The sequence below is a fragment of the Pseudahrensia aquimaris genome (genome assembly GCF_042676045.1).
Taxonomy (GTDB): Bacteria; Pseudomonadota; Alphaproteobacteria; order Rhizobiales; family Rhizobiaceae; genus Pseudahrensia; species Pseudahrensia aquimaris.
Genome location: NZ_JBHTJV010000009.1, coordinates 36225 through 55629, shown reverse-complemented (window position 1 = coordinate 55629; position 19405 = coordinate 36225). Strand labels below are relative to the sequence as shown.

Sequence of the window (19405 nt, the reverse complement as noted above, 5' to 3'; positions counted from 1 at the left end):
GGGCTTTCAATTTGAGAATTGTAATATTTCCAAATGGATAAATTAGACCAGCCAGTCACCGATGAAAACGCAGCTCCGTCCAATCAGAATGGGGTTTTGTTTCCGTATATCGTCAGTTGGGCCAGCGCATTCATGCTCTTTGGCGTGGTCACTTTGCTTGGGTTTTTCCTTTCTATATTAGATGGGCGCGCTGTGTCGGATGAAAAACTCATTCAGATTGTGATGATCTCTGTCTTTATGCCGGTGATCGGTGTGATGTGCGCTTTCACCATAGGTCTACCGGGCTTGGGCCTGATGTTCTGGATGCGCAATGCGCAGATCGAACCATGGTATGCCTATGGCGGTGCGTCGATACTCTATGCTTGCTTCTGTTTGAAATTCGTCGGCAATCTTGGCTTCCCGATTGCGGCCCCTGTGGTGTTCTGGAACCTAGTGCTTGGTGCAATTGGCGGTATGATTTTCTGGGCTATGACCACATCGACATCAAATCGGTTCACATCCATCGTCCAAAGCTTCCAATTCGTGGTTCTTTCAGCCTTGGCCGTCTTGCATCGCGTGAAGCGCCGCTAGGAGCATTGATTGACCAAAGTTGGTGCGCCGCTTCCCACACAGCGTCATCAACTTTTGCCCCCTGCCGGAGTTTCGCATTCAGCATCGATGAATGAAGCGGCGTTCCGTAGCCCCCCGCACTGGGGCGGAGAATGACCTGATAGCGGCAGAAGATGAGGCGGGTCTGGCGACGGTGCGTACGAGAATGCGGCACTTCCGGCATTGAGGGCTGGGCCTAACGGCTCTTCCTATCGGTTCCGTCTCCTGCGCTGACCACCCTTCACCCGAACCTTAGCCACCGTCATTCCGGGGCTGGTATCGCCAGAGCCTGGAATCCAGAACCGCGCGGGCCACCCTCTCAGCACTGGATCCCGGACTCGGCCTCCGGCGTCTCCGGAATGACGAATTGGGGTGCGGTGCTTGAACGGAAATATTTCGAGTGCATCAAAAACCTACGACGGCAGCTTCGAGCCCTCTTTGACCGATGCTGCAACTGCTATGAATGGCGGCTATAAAGCAAATGCTTAGTCAGACTCTGCAACTGGCCAAGGACCGTGCTTGGTCGATGAAATGAACGGTGAATAGATCGCTGCGGCTGTCTTTAGCTGTTTCTTCCCATCAAAATCATCGTCCCTATTGTAGGGCGTCACTCTACGATAAGAGATTGTTTCAAGCGCCTCGCCCCACTGATCAAGCAGCGGTTTAAGTTCACCCAGTCCCTGATCGATCCCCTCCAAATAGGATGTGCTGCCAACGCCGTGAAGGACGAATGGCTCCAAGACGTCAAAGCCAATGTAGCGGAACGGGTAGAGAAGTGGCCAAAGGTGCAAATACGTGTCTCCTTCGATCCCATCATGGCTGCATGCATCGCTAGATGACCCTGTCGTAACACAAGCAATCATTTTCTTGCCACGCCAGATGCCTAGGTCGTGCCGCATGGTGCTCTTGTAAACGGAACCGTAGACAAAGACCCGGTCGATCCAGCCTTTTAGGATCGCTGGCATTCCAAACCACCAAAGCGGGAAGTGGACGACCAAAAGATCTGCATTGATCAATCTATCGGCTTCAGCGGCGATATCCGTCGGTGTTGTGCCAGCCTCCGCATGACGGCGCTGCTCCGATTGCACATGAAAACCAGCCAGATCGCGTTGGTCGTCATAATGCTCCGGGCGGTCGTAGGGATCAAACCGCATGGCATAAAGATCGGAAAACGTAACTTCGTAAGACTCGCTCAGTAGCTGCTCTGTCATACGTGCAAGACTACTATTAAAGGACTTGTGTTCTGGATGAGCTAAAACGATGTGCGCTTTCATTTTGTAATCCTTAAAAATTTTACAACTTTTTAGAATTCCTAGTCATTTGCCAACGTGAAAACCAGACCTCGAATTAGCATATGGAAACGGCAGTTTTGTCCGCTTTGCTGGTCTTCGTTGTCGCCAAAACCATGGTTTTTGCGACAGTTGAAAGGCAAATTTACAGGCAAAAGTTGACGTCAGAGATTGCGTCGCCAATGGTCGTTTCGCTCGATTCTGTTTCGTAAAGCCTTACACAATCAACGTTGCAAAGTCATCAGGCGACCAGCGAGAGCTATGAGCAAAGCGCCAAGCGCTCGATCCAACCATTTTGCTATTTGGGGACTGTTGCGCAGCCGTTCGGTGAACCTTCCACCGACCATAACTAGAGGTGGTTCGATAACAGCCGCCACGGCGATAATCAGGACGCCGTGCAGCAGCAGTTGCGATGGCACAGAGCCTGCGCCCGGCACGACAAATTGCGGCAGGAATGCGAGGAAGAATATCGCGACTTTCGGATTAAGCAGGTCGATTAGTACACCTTGCCTGAAGATTGGCCAGAAAGTTTGCTTTGCTTGAACATCATCGGTGACAAAAGCACCCCCAGATGAGCGGATCATTTGCACACCAAGCCATACGAGATACACGACCCCTGCCCATTTCACGATGGTGAAAGCGACTTCAGATGTTGCTAAAATGGCAGAGACCCCAATAACCGCCAGCAGAACATGGACCAGAGCGCCAGTCCAAATGCCCAATATTGCCGCAAAGCCAGCACGGGTTCCGCCTTTGACCGTGTTGCCGAGTATGAAGGCAATATCAGAGCCTGGTGACAAGTTCAGCAAAACCGCCGCAGATAGAAACGTCATCCAGTGAACAAGATCGTAAGCCAATAAAATTTCCTTGCGGAAGTAACAGTAATCGTTTGATTGAACTGTATGGTTACAACATCCCTTCACGCCGAACCATCCGTCCAGACGCATAAATAGAAAATCCAAAGGAGGTGTCGTCCAGCGACAGGGCTGCTTTGGTCACTTTGTCCGCATTGCTGCCAACCACACAGCACGTCTCGTCCCCCTATACCTCCAAATCCACAACCAGTATCCCGTCTCGTGCGCCAACGGCGTTCTCTGTGAGTTGGGTGCCTAGTGTGCGGTGGTCGGGGTGTTGGGCGTAGGCTTCAAGATCGGCCCAGCTTTCGAAATCGATGACGAAGCCGTGCATGTAGCCCCGTTCGATTTGCTCGGGGCTCTGGGAGCGTCCGCCGGTGAAATTTTGGGCACCGGGGAGCCTGTCCGTGAGTGCGGAAAGGCTTGCGAAGATTTCAGCGATCTTGGCTTCGTCAGTATCCGGCTTGAATTTGATGAGGACGATGTGGCGGATCATGGCTGCTGTTTACGGTGAGTGAACAGAACCGCCCCGCTGTTCATCTCCGCCTCACCCAATCGTCTGACCTGTCTTTTCCCAATCCGCAAGGAACGCGGCCAAACCTTTTTCCGTGAGCGGGTGGTCCAGCAGTTTGGCTATCGTGCTGGTGGGGATTGTTGCCACATCCGCGCCTGCAATCGCGCAGTCTTTGACGTGGTTTGTGGTGCGGATGGAGGCGGCGAGGATTTCTGTCTCGAAATCGTAATTGTCGTAGATGGCGCGGATGTCTTCGATGAGTTCCATGCCGTCGATGCCCATGTCGTCGAGGCGGCCGATGAAGGGGGAGATGAACGTCGCGCCTGCCTTGGCAGCCAGCAATGCCTGCGTGGCGTTGAAGCACAGCGTCAGGTTGGTCTGGTGGCCCTCGTTGGTGAGTATGTTGCAGGCCTTGATGCCGTCGAGCGTGGTCGGCAATTTGATGCAGATGTTGTCGGCGATTGACGCCAGCGCCTTGCCTTCTTTGATCATCGTATCAACGTCGGTGGCGGCGACTTCGCCGGAGACGGGACCGTCGACGATGTCGCAAATCTCGGCCAGCACTTCTTTAATGTCGCGGCCTGATTTAAGAATCAGCGAGGGGTTGGTGGTCACGCCGTCGAGCAGGCCGGTGGCGTTCCATTCGCGGATTTCGTCCACATCTGCGGTATCGAGGAAGAATTTCATGGGGCTTGTCTCCAGAAGTTGCGGCTTTTGGCCTGTGCGCGGTGCGGCTGGCCTTGATTTGACGTCAGCTTTAGCGAACCTGAGGGAGAAGGTCACGGAAATTAAGGCACAGGTGTTTGAGCGCAGCGGGTGATGATCTGTTTGGCAAGACGCAAACCGTCTTCGTGCTGCTGCCTATCCCGGCGGAGCAGGCGTATTCCTATGCCGTGCCGGAGGGGATGAACCTCGCGCCGGGCGATTTCGTCCAAGTGCCGCTGGGGCCGCGCAAGGTGGCGGCGGTGGTGTGGGATGCGCCGGATGAGGCGAAGGAAGTCGATCCGAAAAAGCTGCGGCCTGTGGAGGTGAAGTTCGATTGCCCGCCGCTGGCCGCGGACATGCGCAAGTTTGTCGATTGGGTGGCGCAGTATACCGTCTCGTCGCCGGGCATGGTGTTGCGCATGGTGCTGCGCGCGCCCGGTGCGCTCGATCCGGAATCTGCGATTGCCGGCATCCGCTACCTGGGTGGCACGCCGGAGCGGCTGACGGATGCCCGCAGGCGGGTGATGGAATTGCTTGAGAACGATATGGCGTGGACGCGCTCCGGTCTGGCGCACGCTTCCGGCGTGAGCACGTCTGTTGTTGATGGGCTGGTGAAGCAGGGGCTTTTTGAGGATATCGAAATCCCGCCCGGTCCGGTCGTGCCGCCGCCGTTTCGTGGCGAGGAGGCGGAGGCGCTGGCGGTGGCTCTGTCGGACGATCAGCGAGCGGTTTCCGATGCGCTGGTGGAGCGGGTGCGGGAGGAGAAGTTTTCCTGCACGTTGCTGGACGGCGTGACGGGTTCGGGCAAGACGGAGGTTTATTTCGAAGCCATTGCGGCGGCGCTGGAGCAGGGGCGGCAGGTCTTGATTTTGCTGCCGGAGATCGCGCTGACATCAACGTTTCTTGACCGCTTTGAGGAACGCTTCGGCGCGCCGCCTGCCCAGTGGCATTCGGGCCTTGCGCCAAAGACGCGGGAGAAGGTCTGGCGGCAGGTGGCTGAGGGGCGTGTGCGCGTGGTGGCGGGTGCGCGGTCGGCGCTGTTTTTGCCGTTCTGTGAGCCGGGCTTGATCATCGTGGATGAGGAACATGACAGCGCCTACAAGCAGGAAGACCGCGTATTTTATAATGCCCGCGACATGGCGGTGGTGCGTGCTTCGCTGGGAAATTTCCCCTGCGTGCTGGCCTCGGCCACGCCGTCGGTGGAAAGCCGGGTGAACGCGCAGACGGGCCGCTATCATCACGAGCGGCTTGAGGCGCGACACGCGGATGCGGTGCTGCCGGATCTGTCGGTCATCGACATGCGCAAAGACCCGCCGCCGCGGGGCAAATTCATCTCGCCGGTTTTGACGAAGGCGATGGAAGAGGCGCTGGGGCGCGGCGAGCAGGCGCTGCTGTTTCTCAACCGCCGTGGATACGCGCCGCTGACGCTGTGTCGTGTCTGTGGACATCGGTTCGAGTGCAAGAATTGCTCGGCCTGGCTGGTGGAGCATCGCTTCCGCAACCAGCTGCAGTGCCACCATTGCGGCCACTCGGAACAGACGCCGGAGGCCTGCCCCGAATGCGGCACGCTTGATCATCTTGTGGCCTGTGGGCCCGGTGTCGAGCGGCTGGCGGAAGAGGTGGATGAGACCTTCCCCGATGCGCGGATCATTGTTTTGTCGTCGGACATGCTGGGCGGGGTGACACGGCTGCGGCTGGAACTGGAAGCGATTGCGAAGGGCGAGGCGGATATTATCATCGGCACGCAATTGGTGGCGAAGGGGCATAATTTTCCGTTGATGACCTGCGTTGGCGTGGTGGACGCTGACTTGGGACTTGCCAACGGCGATCCGCGGGCGGCGGAGCGGACGTTTCAGCTCTTGAGCCAAGTGACGGGCCGTGCTGGCCGAGCAGGCGGCGCGTCGGTTGGTCTGTTGCAATCCTATGCGCCGGAGCATCCGGTGATTCAGGCAATTGAGGCGGGTGACCGCGAGGCGTTCTACGAGCGCGAGATCGGACTTCGCCAGTCTGCGGGTCTGCCGCCGTTTGCGCGGTTGGCGGCGATCATCGTTTCGGGTGAGGACAAGCGGGCAGTCGAGGTTCATGCCCGCGAAATGAAATTCGCCGCGCCGCAATCGGGCGACGTGCACATTCTTGGCCCTGCCGAAGCGCCGATGGCGCTGGTGCGGGGGCGGCACCGTTACCGTCTGCTGGTTCACGCGCCCCGTGCCTACGATCTGCAATCATGGCTGCGGGCGTGGCTGGCAGCAGGACCAAAGGAGCGCGGCTCGGTGCGGGTGCAGGTGGATGTTGACCCGCAGAGTTTCCTGTGAGGGCGTTGCTGTTGATCCTGCTGCTGTGGTGTGCCGGGCTGGGCGCTGCCGCCCAATTTGCAAAAATAGCGGTTCCGTTTCCCGCGCTGCGCATGGTCTATCCCGATGCCGGGGCTGAACTGGGCTGGCTGTTGTCACTGCTCAGTCTGGTGGGAGCGGTTCTTGGAATTGTGGCGGGAGAGCTGGTTGGTCGGCTTGGCGCAAAACGGCTTGTCCTCGTGGGCATGGGAGTTGGCGCGGCGGCGTCTTTCTATCAATCGTTGTTGCCGTCTTTTGAATGGATGTTGCTTAGCCGCGTTGTTGAAGGAGCAGCGCATCTTGCCATCGTGGTCGGCGCTCCGACATTGATCGGGCAGATTGCCATTGTGCGTTTTCTCGGGGCTGCCATGACGCTGTGGAGCACGTTTTTCGGCGTTGCGTTTGCGCTGGTGGCTTGGGTGGGGCTGCCGCTTGTCGAAACTTACGGCTTAACTGGCTTGTTCCTGGCCCATGGAACGGTGCTGGTCGTGGCGGGCATCCTGATCGCGCTGGTTGTGCCATCGGTGGAGCCTGTTGCTCACTGCCCAACCACCAATGGTTGGTTCAAACGTCACGCACAGGCTTACAGCTCGCCCTTTGTCGCAGCTGCGGGAGCGGGTTGGTTTTTCTACACCCTCACTTTTGTGGCTCTGTTGGCAGTTGTGCCTGATCTTTTACCAGCCGATCAGGCGGGCCCAACCCTTTCGCGCATGTCTCTTGTCAGCATTGGCGTTTCACTTGCCATCGTGCCTTTGCTGATACGCCGTGCCAGCAGTGTCAGCGTTGTTGTGGCGGGTTTAGCCTTGGCGATTGCAGTCGTGATACTTGGTTTTGGAGGCGAAAACCTTGCTCTTTGGGCTGTGGTTCTGTTTGCGGTGTTGGGTCTGGTGCAAGGCGCCAGCTTTTCAGCGGTGCCGGAACTGAATTCGGCTGTGCAAGATCAGGCCTTGGCCTTCGGATTGATGGCGCAAACGGGCAATATCGGCAACTTGCTGGGCACGCCCATCTTGCTGCTGGTTTTGGCTCTCGGTGATGGAAACCGCGCGGCACTCATTGTCGCGCTGGCTGTGATTTATGCGCTGGCCATCTTGGTTCATGCACTACTGGCGCTGCGTCGCCGGGCCATTGGGCGAGCAGCCGCGCAATAGCAGATGGTGCCGCGCTTAAAGAAACGCGCCGATGCCGGGGATTTTGCTGGTGATCTGATTCACCACGTCTTCTCCAGCTTGCTCTTTGGCGTAAGCGAAGGTTTCGGTGGCCACGCCTTGTATCTGACCCATGTCGAGGCCTTGGGACATTAAGCCTTGCGCCACATCCATCATGCCGCCGCCTTCGCCGCCAGTAACCTTGGAGACGAGGCCCATGACGGTGCCCATGATGCCTCCACCAGCCGCCGCCGCGCCGCCCTCAACGGCCTCTGCTGCGCTGCTACCGTATTGTGCGATGAAATCGGCAGCCCCGGGGATTTGCTCCAGCAAACTTGCAACAGCTGAATCTTCGCCCATGTTTTGGACATAGCCCAAAATGGTGCCAACGGCCTGATTGGCCATGTTCTCGTCAATGCCGACAGTTTCGGTGATTCTGGTGATGAGTTCTTGCATGGGGCGCCTCTTGGTTGGGGTACTTTTGCAGCTAAGTGCGCTTTCTGACGCAGTGGCGCAAGTTTACCTTTTGTCTCACATTTGCAACTGCTGCCCCGCACGCCCGTTTGGAGAATGCCAAGTTGAATTTTTCCCTGCCATCATCATCCAGCGAGACGCTGGCTTTTCTCGTTTTGCTGATTGCGCTGGCTGGTGGATTGATCACGTTATTCGCGCCGCGCATGATCATGCGGTGGACGGGACTGGCGCTGGCAGACGGACGGGCATTTGGTCTGTCTGAAATTCGTGGGGCGCTCGGAGGGTTCTACGTTGGTGTGGCGCTTTACATCCTGCTGAGTGAACCGCGTCCGTATATTATTCTCACATTTGCTTTCGGCTTTTTCTGTTTCGGACGCATTCTCGCATTTGTCGTCGACAGGGTGCACAATCCGCAGCATATGGGCGCGATTATGGGCGATGCTATTTTGGCGACGATTCCGGCCATGCACACGTTTGGCGGCTTTTCGTTTTTGGAAGCCATTCTTGGCTGGTAGTGTCACGGCCAATGCGAATCAGAGCGGCGGCTTCCTTTAATGATTGAGATCTCCTTTCCCGACCAATGGCCGGAGCGTTTGGCTTGGATAACAGCGTTGGCAACCGTTCTCATTGGCCTTGGCCTGATGCTTGCGCCGCGTCCTTTTATGAAGTTTCTTGGCCTTGCGACCGATGGAAAGACTCAAAACGGCGTGTCGGAAGTGCGCGGGCCGTTTGGTGGCATGTGGGTGGGCATGGGGCTTGCCTGCTTGCTGTTGGCGCAGCCATTCACCTATTTTGCGCTGGGCTTGGCCTTTCTATTTGCGGTGATCGGCAGAGTGATTTCTTTCGCCGCTGACCGCACTTTCAACATCCATTGCTGTGTTGCGACCTTCTTTGAGGTTTTGTCGGCTTATTTTCCGCTCAGATTCGCGGCGGAAGCCTTTGGTTTGCTGTGATCGGTGCAAGCAGCTGTTGATAGGTGCGACAATCGGTACGAAAGAGGCATGGTCACCGTGTTGCGACTCATTTGAGTGCGTGTTAGGGGAAGCGCGGTTTCATCAAAGTGTGCCTGTTTTGGCCGCAGTGTGCGGCTTATCAGGCCTTTGATGGAAAACAATTTTTCACACCGTCCCGGACGGCTTTTCACATATTGTGTGAAAGTCCTCGCCGGGCCTGCTACCGAGAAGAAGAACACAGACCGTGTCTCAATCCTCTTCAGAAAAATCGGGTCCGGTATCCGATGTTGCGGCGCGTTATGCGTCTGCGCTGTTTGAACTGGCTGAAAGTGAGAAGAAGACCAAAGTTGTCGAGAAAGATCTCGGCAGCCTGGACGCCATGCTGAAAGGGTCTGACGATCTGATGCGGTTGGTCCGGTCTCCTGTATTCTCATCCGAAGATCAGATGGCTGCTATCAGCAAGGTTTTGGCCAAGGCCAAGATTTCGGGCCTGACAGCCAATTTCGTGAATGTTGTGGCGGGCAACCGCCGCCTTTTTGTTCTGCCAGACATGCTCCGTGCCTTCCGCCAGATTTTGGCCGATGCGCGTGGCGAAGCGACTGCGGAAGTCACCGTTGCGCAAAAACTGACGGCAGATCAGACAAAAGAATTGAAGGCGACGCTCAAAAGCGTGGTCGGCAAGGATGTGGCGCTTGACGTGACGGTTGATCCGTCGCTTCTAGGCGGCATGATCGTGAAGGTCGGCTCACGCCAGATCGACACATCGCTTAAAACCAAACTTTCTTCCCTGAAGCTCGCACTTAAAGAGGTCGGCTAACATGGATATTCGTGCTGCGGAAATTTCCGCAATTCTGAAAGACCAGATCAAGAATTTCGGCAAAGAGGCGCAAGTCTCGGAAGTCGGTCAAGTCCTTTCCGTCGGTGATGGTATCGCCCGTGTCTATGGGCTGGATAACGTCCAGGCCGGTGAGATGGTGGAATTTCCCGGTGGTATTCAGGGCATGGCCTTGAACCTGGAAACCGACAATGTCGGTGTTGTTATCTTTGGTAATGACCGTTCCATTAAAGAAGGCGACACCGTTAAGCGGACCGGCGCCATCGTGGACGTTCCCGTGGGCAAAGAACTGCTCGGCCGCGTGGTCGATGGTCTCGGTAATCCGATTGACGGCAAAGGCCCGATCAAAGCCAAGCAGCGCGCCCGCGTGGACGTGAAAGCGCCGGGCATTATCCCGCGTAAATCCGTGCATGAGCCCATGGCGACCGGCCTGAAAGCGATCGACGCGCTTATCCCCGTTGGCCGTGGCCAGCGTGAGCTTGTGATTGGCGACCGCCAAACCGGCAAGACGGCGATTATTCTCGACACGTTCCTCAACCAGAAGCCGGCACACGCAGGCAGCGATGAGGGCGAAAAGCTCTATTGCGTCTATGTGGCTGTTGGTCAGAAGCGTTCGACCGTTGCGCAGTTCGTGAAAATTCTCGAAGAACGCGGCGCGATGGAATATTCCATCGTTGTGGCGGCGACGGCCTCCGATCCTGCTCCTATGCAGTATCTGGCACCGTTTACCGGCTGTGCGATGGGCGAATATTTCCGCGATAACGGCATGCACGCGCTGATCGGCTATGACGATCTGTCGAAGCAGGCTGTGTCCTACCGTCAGATGTCGCTGCTGCTGCGCCGCCCGCCGGGCCGCGAAGCTTATCCCGGTGACGTGTTCTATCTGCACTCCCGCCTGCTGGAACGTTCGGCCAAGCTGAACGAAGACAACGGCTTGGGTTCTTTGACGGCGCTGCCGGTCATTGAAACGCAGGGCAATGATGTGTCCGCGTTTATTCCTACGAACGTGATTTCGATCACGGACGGTCAGATCTTTCTGGAAACCGATCTGTTCTTCCAGGGCATCCGTCCTGCTGTGAACGTTGGTTTGTCGGTCTCCCGCGTGGGTTCTGCCGCTCAGGTGAAGGCGATGAAGCAGGTTGCTGGTTCGATTAAAGGCGAGCTTGCGCAGTATCGCGAGATGGCCGCGTTTGCCCAGTTTGGTTCCGACCTTGATGCCTCGACCCAGCGTTTGCTGAACCGCGGTGCGCGTTTGACGGAATTGCTGAAACAGCCTCAGTTCTCGCCGCTGAAAACCGAGGAGCAGGTTGCTGTTCTTTATGCGGGCGTGAATGGCTTTTTGGACAAGCTTGAAGTCTCGCAGGTTGGTCAGTTCGAGCAGGGCCTGTTGGCTTCGCTTCGCACAGACCATGCAGATCTGCTGGGCGAAATCGCTTCCAAGAAGGCGCTCGATGACGACCTGACAGCCCGCCTGAAAGACGCCATTGAAGCCTTTGCTAAGGGCTTTGAATAAGATTGAAAGTTCGCGGTCGCACTAGCGGCCGCGGCACTTCCAAGAGGATCACACCTTAATGGCTTCCCTTAAGGATCTAAGAAATCGGATCGCCTCCGTTAAGGCGACGCAGAAGATCACCAAGGCCATGCAGATGGTTGCGGCGGCAAAGTTGCGTCGTGCGCAACAGGCCGCCGAAGCGGCTCGTCCGTTCTCGCAGCGCATGGACGCTGTGATGGCCAATATCGCGACCGCTCTAGGTGATGCCGATGGCGCGCCGAAACTGCTTTCTGGCACGGGCGATGACAAGACCCATCTGCTGGTGGTTTGCACCGCCGAGCGCGGCCTGTGTGGCGGCTTCAACTCGTCCATTGCGCGTCTCGCTCGCGACAAAGCACGTGAATTGATGGCCGCTGGCAAAACGGTGAAAATTCTGCCTGTCGGCAAAAAAGGCGCGGATGTTCTGAAGTCAGAATTCTCGTCGATCATGATGAAGACCGTTGATCTGCGCGAAGTGAAGCAAGTCGGCTATCAGAACGCTCAGGACATTGCCGAACAGGTTTTGGCGATGTTCCAGGATGAAGAGTTCGACATCGCAACGCTGTTTTATTCCGAGTTTCAGTCGGTCATAAGCCAGGTGCCAACGGCACAGCAGATTATTCCGCCACAGATTCCGGTGATCGAAGAGGGTGCTGCCGATAGCGCCGCCCTGAATTATGATTACGAACCGGACGAAGGCGAAATTCTGGACGATCTGTTGCCGCGCAATGTGGCCGTGCAGATTTTCCGCGCATTGCTCGAAAACGCCGCTTCCGAACAGGGTGCACGCATGTCTGCTATGGACAACGCGACACGCAATGCTGGCGAAATGATTGACAAGCTGACGCAGTCGTTCAACCGTCAGCGTCAGGCACAAATCACGACCGAATTGATCGAAATTATCGCGGGCGCGGAAGCGCTCTAGTTCATGGCGCTCCGTCAAGAACACCGAGTATGAAAGAAAAGGGTTAGACATTATGGCGAAAGCAGCAGCCCCCAAAAAGGCACCCGCTTCCAAAGCAGCCGCTAAAAAAGCGCCTGCCAAGAAGGCCGCCCCAAAAGCAGCAGCAGCGAAATCTCCGGCACGTTCCGCAGCAGCCAAAGGCGCAGCGGGTAAAGTCTCGCAGGTTATCGGCGCTGTCGTTGACGTGCAGTTTGACGAAGGTCATCTGCCGCCAATTCTGAACGCTCTGGAAACAGACAATAACGGCAACCGCCTGATCCTCGAAGTAGCGCAGCACCTTGGTGAAAACACCGTGCGCACCATCGCGATGGACGCGACCGAGGGTCTGGTTCGCGGTCAGTCCGTTGTCGATACCGGAACCCCAATCATGGTTCCTGTCGGTGAAGAAATGCTGGGCCGTATCATCAACGTGATTGGTGAGCCGGTGGATGAGGTTGGTCCGATTACGGCTACCGAGAGCCGCGCCATTCACGCCGACGCGCCCGATTATGTTGATCAGTCCACGGAAGCTGAAATTCTCGTGACCGGCATTAAGGTTGTTGACCTGCTGGCACCTTACGCAAAGGGCGGTAAGATCGGCCTGTTCGGCGGTGCTGGTGTGGGCAAGACGGTTTTGATCATGGAATTGATCAACAACATCGCTAAAGCGCACGGCGGTTATTCTGTGTTTGCCGGTGTCGGCGAGCGCACCCGCGAAGGCAACGATCTGTATTACGAGATGATCGAATCCGGCGTGAACGTCGATCCGAAAGAAAACAACGGTTCCACCGCAGGCTCCAAAGCCGCGCTGGTTTACGGTCAGATGAACGAGCCTCCCGGCGCCCGTGCACGTGTTGCGCTTTCCGGTTTGACGATTGCGGAAGACTTCCGCGACAAAGGCCAGGACGTGCTGTTCTTCGTGGACAACATTTTCCGCTTCACGCAGGCCGGTTCGGAAGTGTCCGCTCTGCTGGGTCGTATCCCTTCCGCTGTGGGCTATCAGCCGACATTGGCAACCGATATGGGCTCGATGCAGGAGCGCATCACAACAACCACCAAAGGTTCGATCACATCAGTGCAGGCGATTTACGTGCCTGCGGATGACTTGACCGACCCCGCGCCAGCCACATCGTTTGCTCACCTCGACGCAACGACCACGCTGAACCGTTCGATCGCTGAAAAAGGCATCTATCCTGCCGTGGATCCGCTGGATTCTACATCGCGCATGATGGACCCACAGATCGTTGGTGAAGAGCACTACAACATTGCCCGTCAGGTCCAACAGGTTCTTCAGCGCTATAAGGCACTGCAAGACATCATCGCGATTTTGGGCATGGATGAATTGTCTGAAGAGGACAAATTGTCGGTGGCCCGTGCCCGCAAAATCGAGCGCTTCCTTTCGCAGCCGTTCTTCGTGGCTGAGGTCTTTACCGGTTCGCCCGGTAAACTCGTCGATCTGGAAGACACGATCAAAGGCTTCAAAGGACTCGTTGCTGGGGACTACGATCACCTTCCCGAAGCTGCATTCTACATGGTCGGCAACATGGATGAGGCGATCGAAAAAGCGCAGAAACTGGCAGCGGAAGCAGCATAAACATTTTCCTTCGGCCCTGCATGACGGCGGGGCCGAACAATTTCTCACAGTGAAGGCAAGTCATGGCTGACGGCTTTACATTTGAACTCGTTTCTCCCGAAAAGCTTCTCCTTTCCGGCGAGGCCGAAATCGTGTCCGTTCCTGCAACTGAGGGCGACATGGGCGTTTTGGCGAACCACTCGCCAGTGATGACCTCTTTGCGTCCGGGCATGGTGGAAGTGACCATGGTCGATGGATCGCAAGAAACCTTCTTCGTGCGTGGTGGTTTTGCTGATGTAACGCCAACGCAACTGACAGTTTTGGCCGAGTTCGCTGTTGCGAAAAAAGATATGACCCGCGCGATCTACGATGAGCAGATTGCAAAGGCTCAGGAACTCTACGACGCCCACCACAAGGCTGGTGACGATGAGAAAGCGGCCAACGCGCAAACAATTTTGCATCAATTGCAGACGCTGGAAGGTGCTATTCTTCCCGCGTAGCGTGATTGATTATATCGGATTTCAATCAGGGCAGCCTTCGAGCTGCCCTTTTTGTTGCCTTCGGCAGCTTTACCAAACGATGCGACTGTCCGATCTGGTGTTTAGGCCGGTAAGTTGGCCCAACGCTCAAATCTGGCGACGACCTTCTCATAAACACCACGTTTGAACGGCACGATCAGATCCGGCAGTGACGCCATATCTTCCCATCGCCAAGTGTCGAATTCCGGTTTGTGGCCATCGGGTGGTGGATTGACCTGGATTTCAGTCTCGTCACCGATGAAGCGAAAGACAAACCACATCTGCTTCTGTCCGGCCCATTTCTCAAACTTCTTGCCAAGGACTTCAGGTGGGAAGTCGTAGCGGATCCAGTCTTCCGTTTTATCCAGAACGCGGACGCTCTTGATGCCTGTTTCTTCGTACAGTTCGCGCAAGGCGGCCGCCATCAGCTCTTCGCCTTCATCAACTCCGCCTTGCGGCATCTGCCAAAGTTGCGGCTGATTTTCATATTCCGAGCCGTTGGTCGCGCCCTTACGTCGCCCAATCCAAACTTTGCCCTCGGCGTTCAAAACCATGATGCCAACATTGGGGCGGTAAGGCAGCGCCGGCTCGTTCATCGAGGGTAATCGCGCATAAGGTTGCTCAGCGGCACAATTTGAATGCCGCGCTTCTTCGCGTCGGCAATGTAAGCCTGCACTTGCGCGATTGTCTCGGGAAACGCGGTGCCCGTCGCTATTGCGAAGCCGCGTCTTTGGGCGAGCAACTCGATGTTGCGCAATTGATTTTCGATAGCCTTCGGATCGCGAACATCATCCAGAATGATGCTTCCGACACCATTGGGAAGACGCAATTCTTCGGCCAAATCCAGTGCAATGCTGGCAGCACTTGAGCCATCATCCAGATAGGCTAGGCCACGGTCGCGAAGCTCTTTCAAAATCGGCTCAATGGCTTCGCGCTTGTTGGCGAAATTGCCTCCCAGATAGTTCATCACCACGGGATAATTCGTCATGCGGCCCAGGGCGCTGTGCAGGCGTGCAATGTTTTCTGCTGGCGGCGCGTCGGCGAGCAGGGTGTTGCGGCCGGGATCGACCGTGGGGTAGCCAATCGGCTCCATAGGAATTTGCAGAGCGACCTCGTGGCCCTGTTTGCGGGCGACCTGCATCCAGCGGTTAAGCGAATTGCCAACTGCTGAAAACCCAAGCGTCACTTCGCTGTCAAGATCGTCGATGGCCTTTTGCGTTCCTGTCTGTGAAATGCCCAAGCCGCCGATGACAATGGCGATGCGCGTGGGACCGATGGTTGTGAGCGGGTTGGAATAGGCGTCGAGCGGGCGGATGCCACCTGTTGAAATCTTCGGCAAAATGCCGTTGTCGGTCTCCTCCGCCAATTCCGGCATAAACACCCATGCGGGACGTTTTGGCGTGTCGTCTGTGCGGGGGCGGAAAGCGGTCTGCGAAGGTGGATCCGGTTGTTGCGCAGTTTGTGGTGCTGGCTCAACTGGTGCGGGTGCGACAGGCTGTGCTGGCTGTGGTGGTGGGACAGGTTCGGGCTCAACTTTGGCGTCTTTGATGGCGACCACGGTATCGGGCTGGTTTGCGCTTTGGCTTGTCCAGAACAGATAGCCAAGCCCTGCGACGCCAAGAGCCAGAGCTGCTGCCCATAAAGGGGCGCGAGACCGCGCTTGTTTCGCAGGCTTTTGCCCCAGCGGTTTGTTGAGATCGTCCATTACGACTGATTCCGCATCATCACAGGCTTTGTTCTAAACAAAAGCGCCACCGGGACCAAGACCCCGATGGCGCGATAAGGCGTTTGAAGCCAATTGCAAAGCAGTAACCGTTATACCCGCTTGCAGGTGGTTCCTTTCGGAATGTTGTTTGGGTCTGGTGGGAAGGCTGCATTGGTGGTTACACCGCGCAACAGATCCATCGCTGCCTTGAGTTGGATGTCGTCTTTTGGATCCGGTGGGACATAGGCGATTGAGCCTGAGCCGCTCTCGTCCTGTGCGTCGCCCTGGATTGAGTTGCGAAGCGAAGACTCGCCGCTTGGCTGAGCGCGTCCCTTGAGTTCTTCTGGCAATGGCTGTTCAACCACGATGTCCGGGTCGATGCCCTTGCCCTGAATGGAACAACCGCTTGGCGTGTAATACAGCGCCGTGGTGAGACGCAGCGCACCGTTCTGGCCCAGCGGGATGATGGTTTGCACCGATCCCTTGCCAAATGAGCGTGTGCCGAGGACGGTGCCGCGGCGGTGATCTTGCAGGGCGCCGGCAACGATTTCCGATGCGGAAGCGGAGCCGCCGTTGACCAGAACGATGACCGGTTTGCCCTTGGTCAGATCACCGGGCGTTGCGCTTTCGCGCACCACGTTGTCTTTCTGGCGACCGCGGGTGGAAACGATTTCGCCGCGATCAAGGAAGGCGTTGGAGACAGATACAGCCTGATTGAGCAGACCGCCCGGGTTCAAGCGCAGATCGATAACATACCCTTTGAGTTTGTCGTCCGGCACTGCCGCTTGAATTTTCTCGATGGAGTCCTTCAGGCCGCTAAACGTTTGTTCGGTGAAGCCGTTGATATCGAGATAGCCGATGTCGTCGCCTTCGATGCGGTATTTGACGGATTTGACGACGATCGTATCGCGCACGATTTTGATTTTGATGGGTGCGTCCGCGCCTTTGCGCAGGATGGTCAAATCAATGGGTGTGTTGACGAGGCCGCGCATTTTCTCGACCGCTTGTTGCAGCGAAAGGCCACGAACTTTCTCGCCGTCGATTTCCGAAATCAGATCGCCGGATAGAACGCCTGCTTTGGAGGCTGGTGTGTCGTCGATTGGTGCGATGACTTTCACCAACTCGTCTTCCATAGTCACTTCGATGCCCAGGCCGCCGAATTCGCCGCGTGTCTGGGTCGACATGGCCTCGCGTTCTTTGGGGTCCAGATATGATGAGTGCGGGTCAAGCGATTGCAACATGCCATTGATGGCTTGCTTGATCAGCTCTTGTTCGTTGGGTTCGTTGACATATTGCGAACGGACACGCTCGAAAATGTCGCCAAAAATATCGAGTTGGCGATAAGTTTCCGGCCCTGCCGCGTCTGCGCGGAAGGACAATACGCCATCATTGATAGCGAAAGCGGCGACTGCGCCCATGGCGGCCCCTGCCAGAAGCATGGAGTATTTACGTATCATCGTCCGTCCCTTTTTCGTTCTCTCGTGCCCACCACGGCGTGGGGTCGATGGGTTTACCACCCTGTCTCAGTTCAACATACAGCACTGGCTGGGTGCTGGAAAGATCAAGCGCGGTTGCTGAGGCAACTTGCGTCAGGCCCATGCGGCCCACTGGCTCGCCTGCCAGCACGAATTGGCCGACGCGTACGTTCAGGCTGTCCATGCCGGAAAGAATATAACGATAAGAATCGCCTGCGTTCAAAATAAGGATGTTGCCGTAGGAACGGAACGGGCCTGCATAAACAACCCAACCGTCTGAGGGCGAACGCACCCGCGCGTTGGGGCGGGTAGCATAGCCGACATTGGGCAAAACGACCCCTGCGGTGGATTTTGCTCCAAATTCATGGGTTTGTTCACCGCTAACGGGCTTAGGAAGCAAACCTTTCGCCGCCCGAAACGCCATTGCAGGCGCGATGCGGCTGTTGTCGGCAAAGCGTGGGTCTAGCTTGGCGAGGCGGTCGCGGCGCTCCAAAGTCTCGGCCGTTTCACCTCGGGCGAGGGCCTCACGGGCGGCTTTCAAACGCTCGGCTTCGGCTTGTGCGCGGTTTCGGTCGGACGCGCGAGCTGCTTCCGCCGCCTGATTTGCGGAAGTGATTTGCGTCTCGATTTGCTTGATCAATTCTTCGAGAGACGTGGCCTTTTGTGCCAGTTCTCGCGCCAAAACCTGCTCGGCTTCGAGTTGTTGGCGCGATTGAATGGTTTGGGCGTCGCGCTCCTCTAACAGAAGGGAAAGACGGGTTTCGTCTTCGGCCAGTTTATTAAGATCGGTGGCAAGCAACTGACGTTCGTTTTCAATTTGGCGGCCAATTTCTGCAAGTGTGCGAAGCTCTGCCAAAAGGGTCGTCGTTTCGGCACGCACTTCCGGCACAACTGCTCCCAGCAGAATGGCGCTGCGCACCGATCCAACGGCGTCTTCGGGGCTTACGAGAATGGCTGGTGGCGGATTCTTGCCCATGCGTTGAAGCGACGCCAAAACCTCCGACAGAAGCCCCCTCTTGCGGGCGAGCGATTTGCGCAGGGTTTGGCGCGAGCCATCAAGTTGTGCGAGCTTCTTTTCCTGCTCGGCAATGCCTGCATCGAGTTGCTGGCTACGGTTTGCCGTTTCGATGAGTGCGCGGTTGATCGCGCCTTTGTCCTTATCCAGCCGATCAATTTCCTCGCGAAGACGACGCTGGCGTTCGGTGACTTGCTCAAGGCTTTCGCGCAGCGCTTCGAGTTCAGCTTTGCTTGCCTCTTTTTCCTCGTCGGGTGAGATGCGGTCTTCCAGCTTCACCTGAGCCTGCTGCGCGGTCGCGTGTGTAGCGGGAGAGAAGGCTACACAGGCAAAAGCGGTCAATATGGCGGTGGGGCGAATCACGGGTTTGGCTCATCTTTCGGGTGGAAAGCGCAGCTTGGGGTGGCGCGTGTTAACAGACGTTTAACCAGCCCAAAACGGCACAAATTTGCCGACGAAATTCTCTGGTCTAGTCTCGGTGATAGGGATGGTTGGTGAGGATGGTTGTTGCACGGTAGGCCTGTTCTGCCACCAAAAGACGCACGATCTGGTGTGGCATGGTGAGTTTGCCGAAGGCGACGACGTGGCTGGCTCTGGCACGAATGGCTTCGTCCAACCCGTCCGGGCCACCGATGACGAAAGCAAGCGCAGGCTTGCCGTTGTCTAGCGCGGTTTGGATGTGGGCAGCGAAGGTGCGGCTGTCTGGGGATTTGCCGCGCTCGTCAAAGACGATCATTGCCGCATCGCCCAAGCGGGCAAGCAATGCTTCGGCTTCTTCGCGCTTGCGCTGATCGGCGGCGCTGGCGCGGCTTTCGGGTAGTTCGATAGTTTCCAGCGCCGTGATGCCGATGGCCTTGCCGGTCTTGATGAGGCGATCGGTGTAGCGGGCAATCAGGTCTTGCTCTGGCCCGGTTTTCACCCGGCCAATGGCTGCGATGATGAGGCGCATTCAGTGCGC

19 protein-coding genes and 1 pseudogene are annotated in these 19405 nt (G+C 56.8%); 10 read left to right on the top strand and 10 right to left on the bottom strand.

What is annotated here, in order from left to right; translation table 11 throughout:
• The first annotated feature begins 33 nt into the window (after positions 1 to 33).
• The gene (locus tag ACFQ14_RS09100) at positions 34 to 570 is read left to right on the top strand and encodes a hypothetical protein (RefSeq protein ID WP_377212420.1); all 537 of its coding nucleotides are present in this window, start codon (positions 34 to 36) and stop codon (positions 568 to 570) included.
• A gap of 503 nt (positions 571 to 1073) precedes the next feature.
• Here ACFQ14_RS09100 and ACFQ14_RS09095 read toward each other — a convergent pair.
• The 4 genes from ACFQ14_RS09095 to fsa form a co-directional block, all read right to left on the bottom strand.
• A complete protein-coding gene (locus ACFQ14_RS09095; protein WP_377212419.1) occupies positions 1074 to 1862 on the bottom strand; it encodes an NAD(P)H-dependent oxidoreductase in 789 nt (262 codons plus the stop codon).
• A 239-nt stretch (positions 1863 to 2101) separates the two neighbouring features.
• Positions 2102 to 2710 carry a LysE family translocator gene (locus ACFQ14_RS09090; RefSeq protein WP_377212939.1) on the bottom strand — a complete coding sequence of 203 codons (609 nt, stop codon included), beginning with the start codon at positions 2708 to 2710 and terminating at the stop codon, positions 2102 to 2104.
• 208 nt (positions 2711 to 2918) lie between these two features.
• Complete coding sequence (locus ACFQ14_RS09085) at positions 2919 to 3227, bottom strand: Dabb family protein (protein ID WP_377212418.1); 309 nt, start codon at positions 3225 to 3227, stop codon at positions 2919 to 2921.
• A 51-nt stretch (positions 3228 to 3278) separates the two neighbouring features.
• The gene (fsa, locus tag ACFQ14_RS09080) at positions 3279 to 3932 is read right to left on the bottom strand and encodes a fructose-6-phosphate aldolase (protein ID WP_377212417.1); all 654 of its coding nucleotides are present in this window, start codon (positions 3930 to 3932) and stop codon (positions 3279 to 3281) included.
• 116 nt (positions 3933 to 4048) lie between these two features.
• Here fsa and ACFQ14_RS09075 point away from each other — a divergent pair, with 116 nt between their 5' ends.
• Positions 4049 to 6262, top strand: a complete 2214-nt coding sequence (locus ACFQ14_RS09075; RefSeq protein ID WP_377212416.1) for a primosomal protein N' — start codon at positions 4049 to 4051, stop codon at positions 6260 to 6262.
• 11 nt (positions 6263 to 6273) lie between these two features.
• Positions 6274 to 7428: an MFS transporter gene (locus ACFQ14_RS09070; protein ID WP_377212415.1), complete on the top strand. Its 1155-nt coding sequence runs from the start codon at positions 6274 to 6276 to the stop codon at positions 7426 to 7428.
• Between the two features lie 15 nt (positions 7429 to 7443).
• Here the strand turns inward: ACFQ14_RS09070 and ACFQ14_RS09065 are convergent.
• Positions 7444 to 7893, bottom strand: a pseudogene (locus ACFQ14_RS09065) (DUF2780 domain-containing protein); the annotation flags it as partial.
• Positions 7894 to 8003: 110 nt separating this feature from the next.
• On the opposite strand from ACFQ14_RS09065, the gene ACFQ14_RS09060 reads away from it, so the two are divergent.
• The 7 genes from ACFQ14_RS09060 (at position 8004) to ACFQ14_RS09030 (ending at position 14234) form a co-directional block, all read left to right on the top strand.
• Positions 8004 to 8414, top strand: coding sequence for a hypothetical protein (locus ACFQ14_RS09060; RefSeq protein ID WP_377212414.1), 411 nt, complete (start codon positions 8004 to 8006; stop codon positions 8412 to 8414).
• Positions 8415 to 8453: 39 nt separating this feature from the next.
• Positions 8454 to 8852, top strand: coding sequence for a DUF4345 family protein (locus tag ACFQ14_RS09055; protein ID WP_377212413.1), 399 nt, complete (start codon positions 8454 to 8456; stop codon positions 8850 to 8852).
• Between the two features lie 244 nt (positions 8853 to 9096).
• Complete coding sequence (locus ACFQ14_RS09050; RefSeq protein ID WP_377212412.1) at positions 9097 to 9669, top strand: F0F1 ATP synthase subunit delta; 573 nt, start codon at positions 9097 to 9099, stop codon at positions 9667 to 9669.
• A gap of 1 nt (position 9670) precedes the next feature.
• Positions 9671 to 11200, top strand: a complete 1530-nt coding sequence (gene atpA / locus ACFQ14_RS09045) for a F0F1 ATP synthase subunit alpha (protein ID WP_377212411.1) — start codon at positions 9671 to 9673, stop codon at positions 11198 to 11200.
• A gap of 58 nt (positions 11201 to 11258) precedes the next feature.
• Entirely contained in the window at positions 11259 to 12143 is an 885-nt protein-coding gene (locus tag ACFQ14_RS09040; protein WP_377212410.1) for a F0F1 ATP synthase subunit gamma, read from the top strand.
• Positions 12144 to 12195: 52 nt separating this feature from the next.
• Positions 12196 to 13755, top strand: a complete 1560-nt coding sequence (atpD, locus tag ACFQ14_RS09035) for a F0F1 ATP synthase subunit beta (protein WP_377212409.1) — start codon at positions 12196 to 12198, stop codon at positions 13753 to 13755.
• 62 nt (positions 13756 to 13817) lie between these two features.
• On the top strand, positions 13818 to 14234 hold the full coding sequence (locus tag ACFQ14_RS09030; RefSeq protein ID WP_377212408.1) for a F0F1 ATP synthase subunit epsilon: 417 nt from the start codon (positions 13818 to 13820) through the stop codon (positions 14232 to 14234).
• A 101-nt stretch (positions 14235 to 14335) separates the two neighbouring features.
• Here the strand turns inward: ACFQ14_RS09030 and ACFQ14_RS09025 are convergent, their stop codons facing one another.
• The 5 genes from ACFQ14_RS09025 to rlmH all read right to left on the bottom strand — a co-directional run bounded on the left by ACFQ14_RS09025 (position 14336) and on the right by rlmH (position 19396).
• A complete protein-coding gene (locus ACFQ14_RS09025) occupies positions 14336 to 14848 on the bottom strand; it encodes an RNA pyrophosphohydrolase (RefSeq protein WP_377212407.1) in 513 nt (170 codons plus the stop codon).
• Positions 14845 to 15957, bottom strand: a complete 1113-nt coding sequence (locus tag ACFQ14_RS09020; protein WP_377212406.1) for a divergent polysaccharide deacetylase family protein — start codon at positions 15955 to 15957, stop codon at positions 14845 to 14847. Before ACFQ14_RS09020 ends, ACFQ14_RS09025 begins: the two co-directional genes overlap by 4 nt.
• A gap of 110 nt (positions 15958 to 16067) precedes the next feature.
• Complete coding sequence (locus tag ACFQ14_RS09015) at positions 16068 to 17414, bottom strand: S41 family peptidase (protein WP_377212405.1); 1347 nt, start codon at positions 17412 to 17414, stop codon at positions 16068 to 16070.
• The gene (locus ACFQ14_RS09010; RefSeq protein ID WP_377212404.1) at positions 17404 to 18810 is read right to left on the bottom strand and encodes a murein hydrolase activator EnvC family protein; all 1407 of its coding nucleotides are present in this window, start codon (positions 18808 to 18810) and stop codon (positions 17404 to 17406) included. The genes ACFQ14_RS09015 and ACFQ14_RS09010 overlap by 11 nt, the downstream gene beginning before the upstream one ends.
• A gap of 106 nt (positions 18811 to 18916) precedes the next feature.
• Positions 18917 to 19396, bottom strand: coding sequence for a 23S rRNA (pseudouridine(1915)-N(3))-methyltransferase RlmH (gene rlmH, locus ACFQ14_RS09005; protein WP_377212403.1), 480 nt, complete (start codon positions 19394 to 19396; stop codon positions 18917 to 18919).
• Between the last annotated feature and the right edge of the window lie 9 nt (positions 19397 to 19405).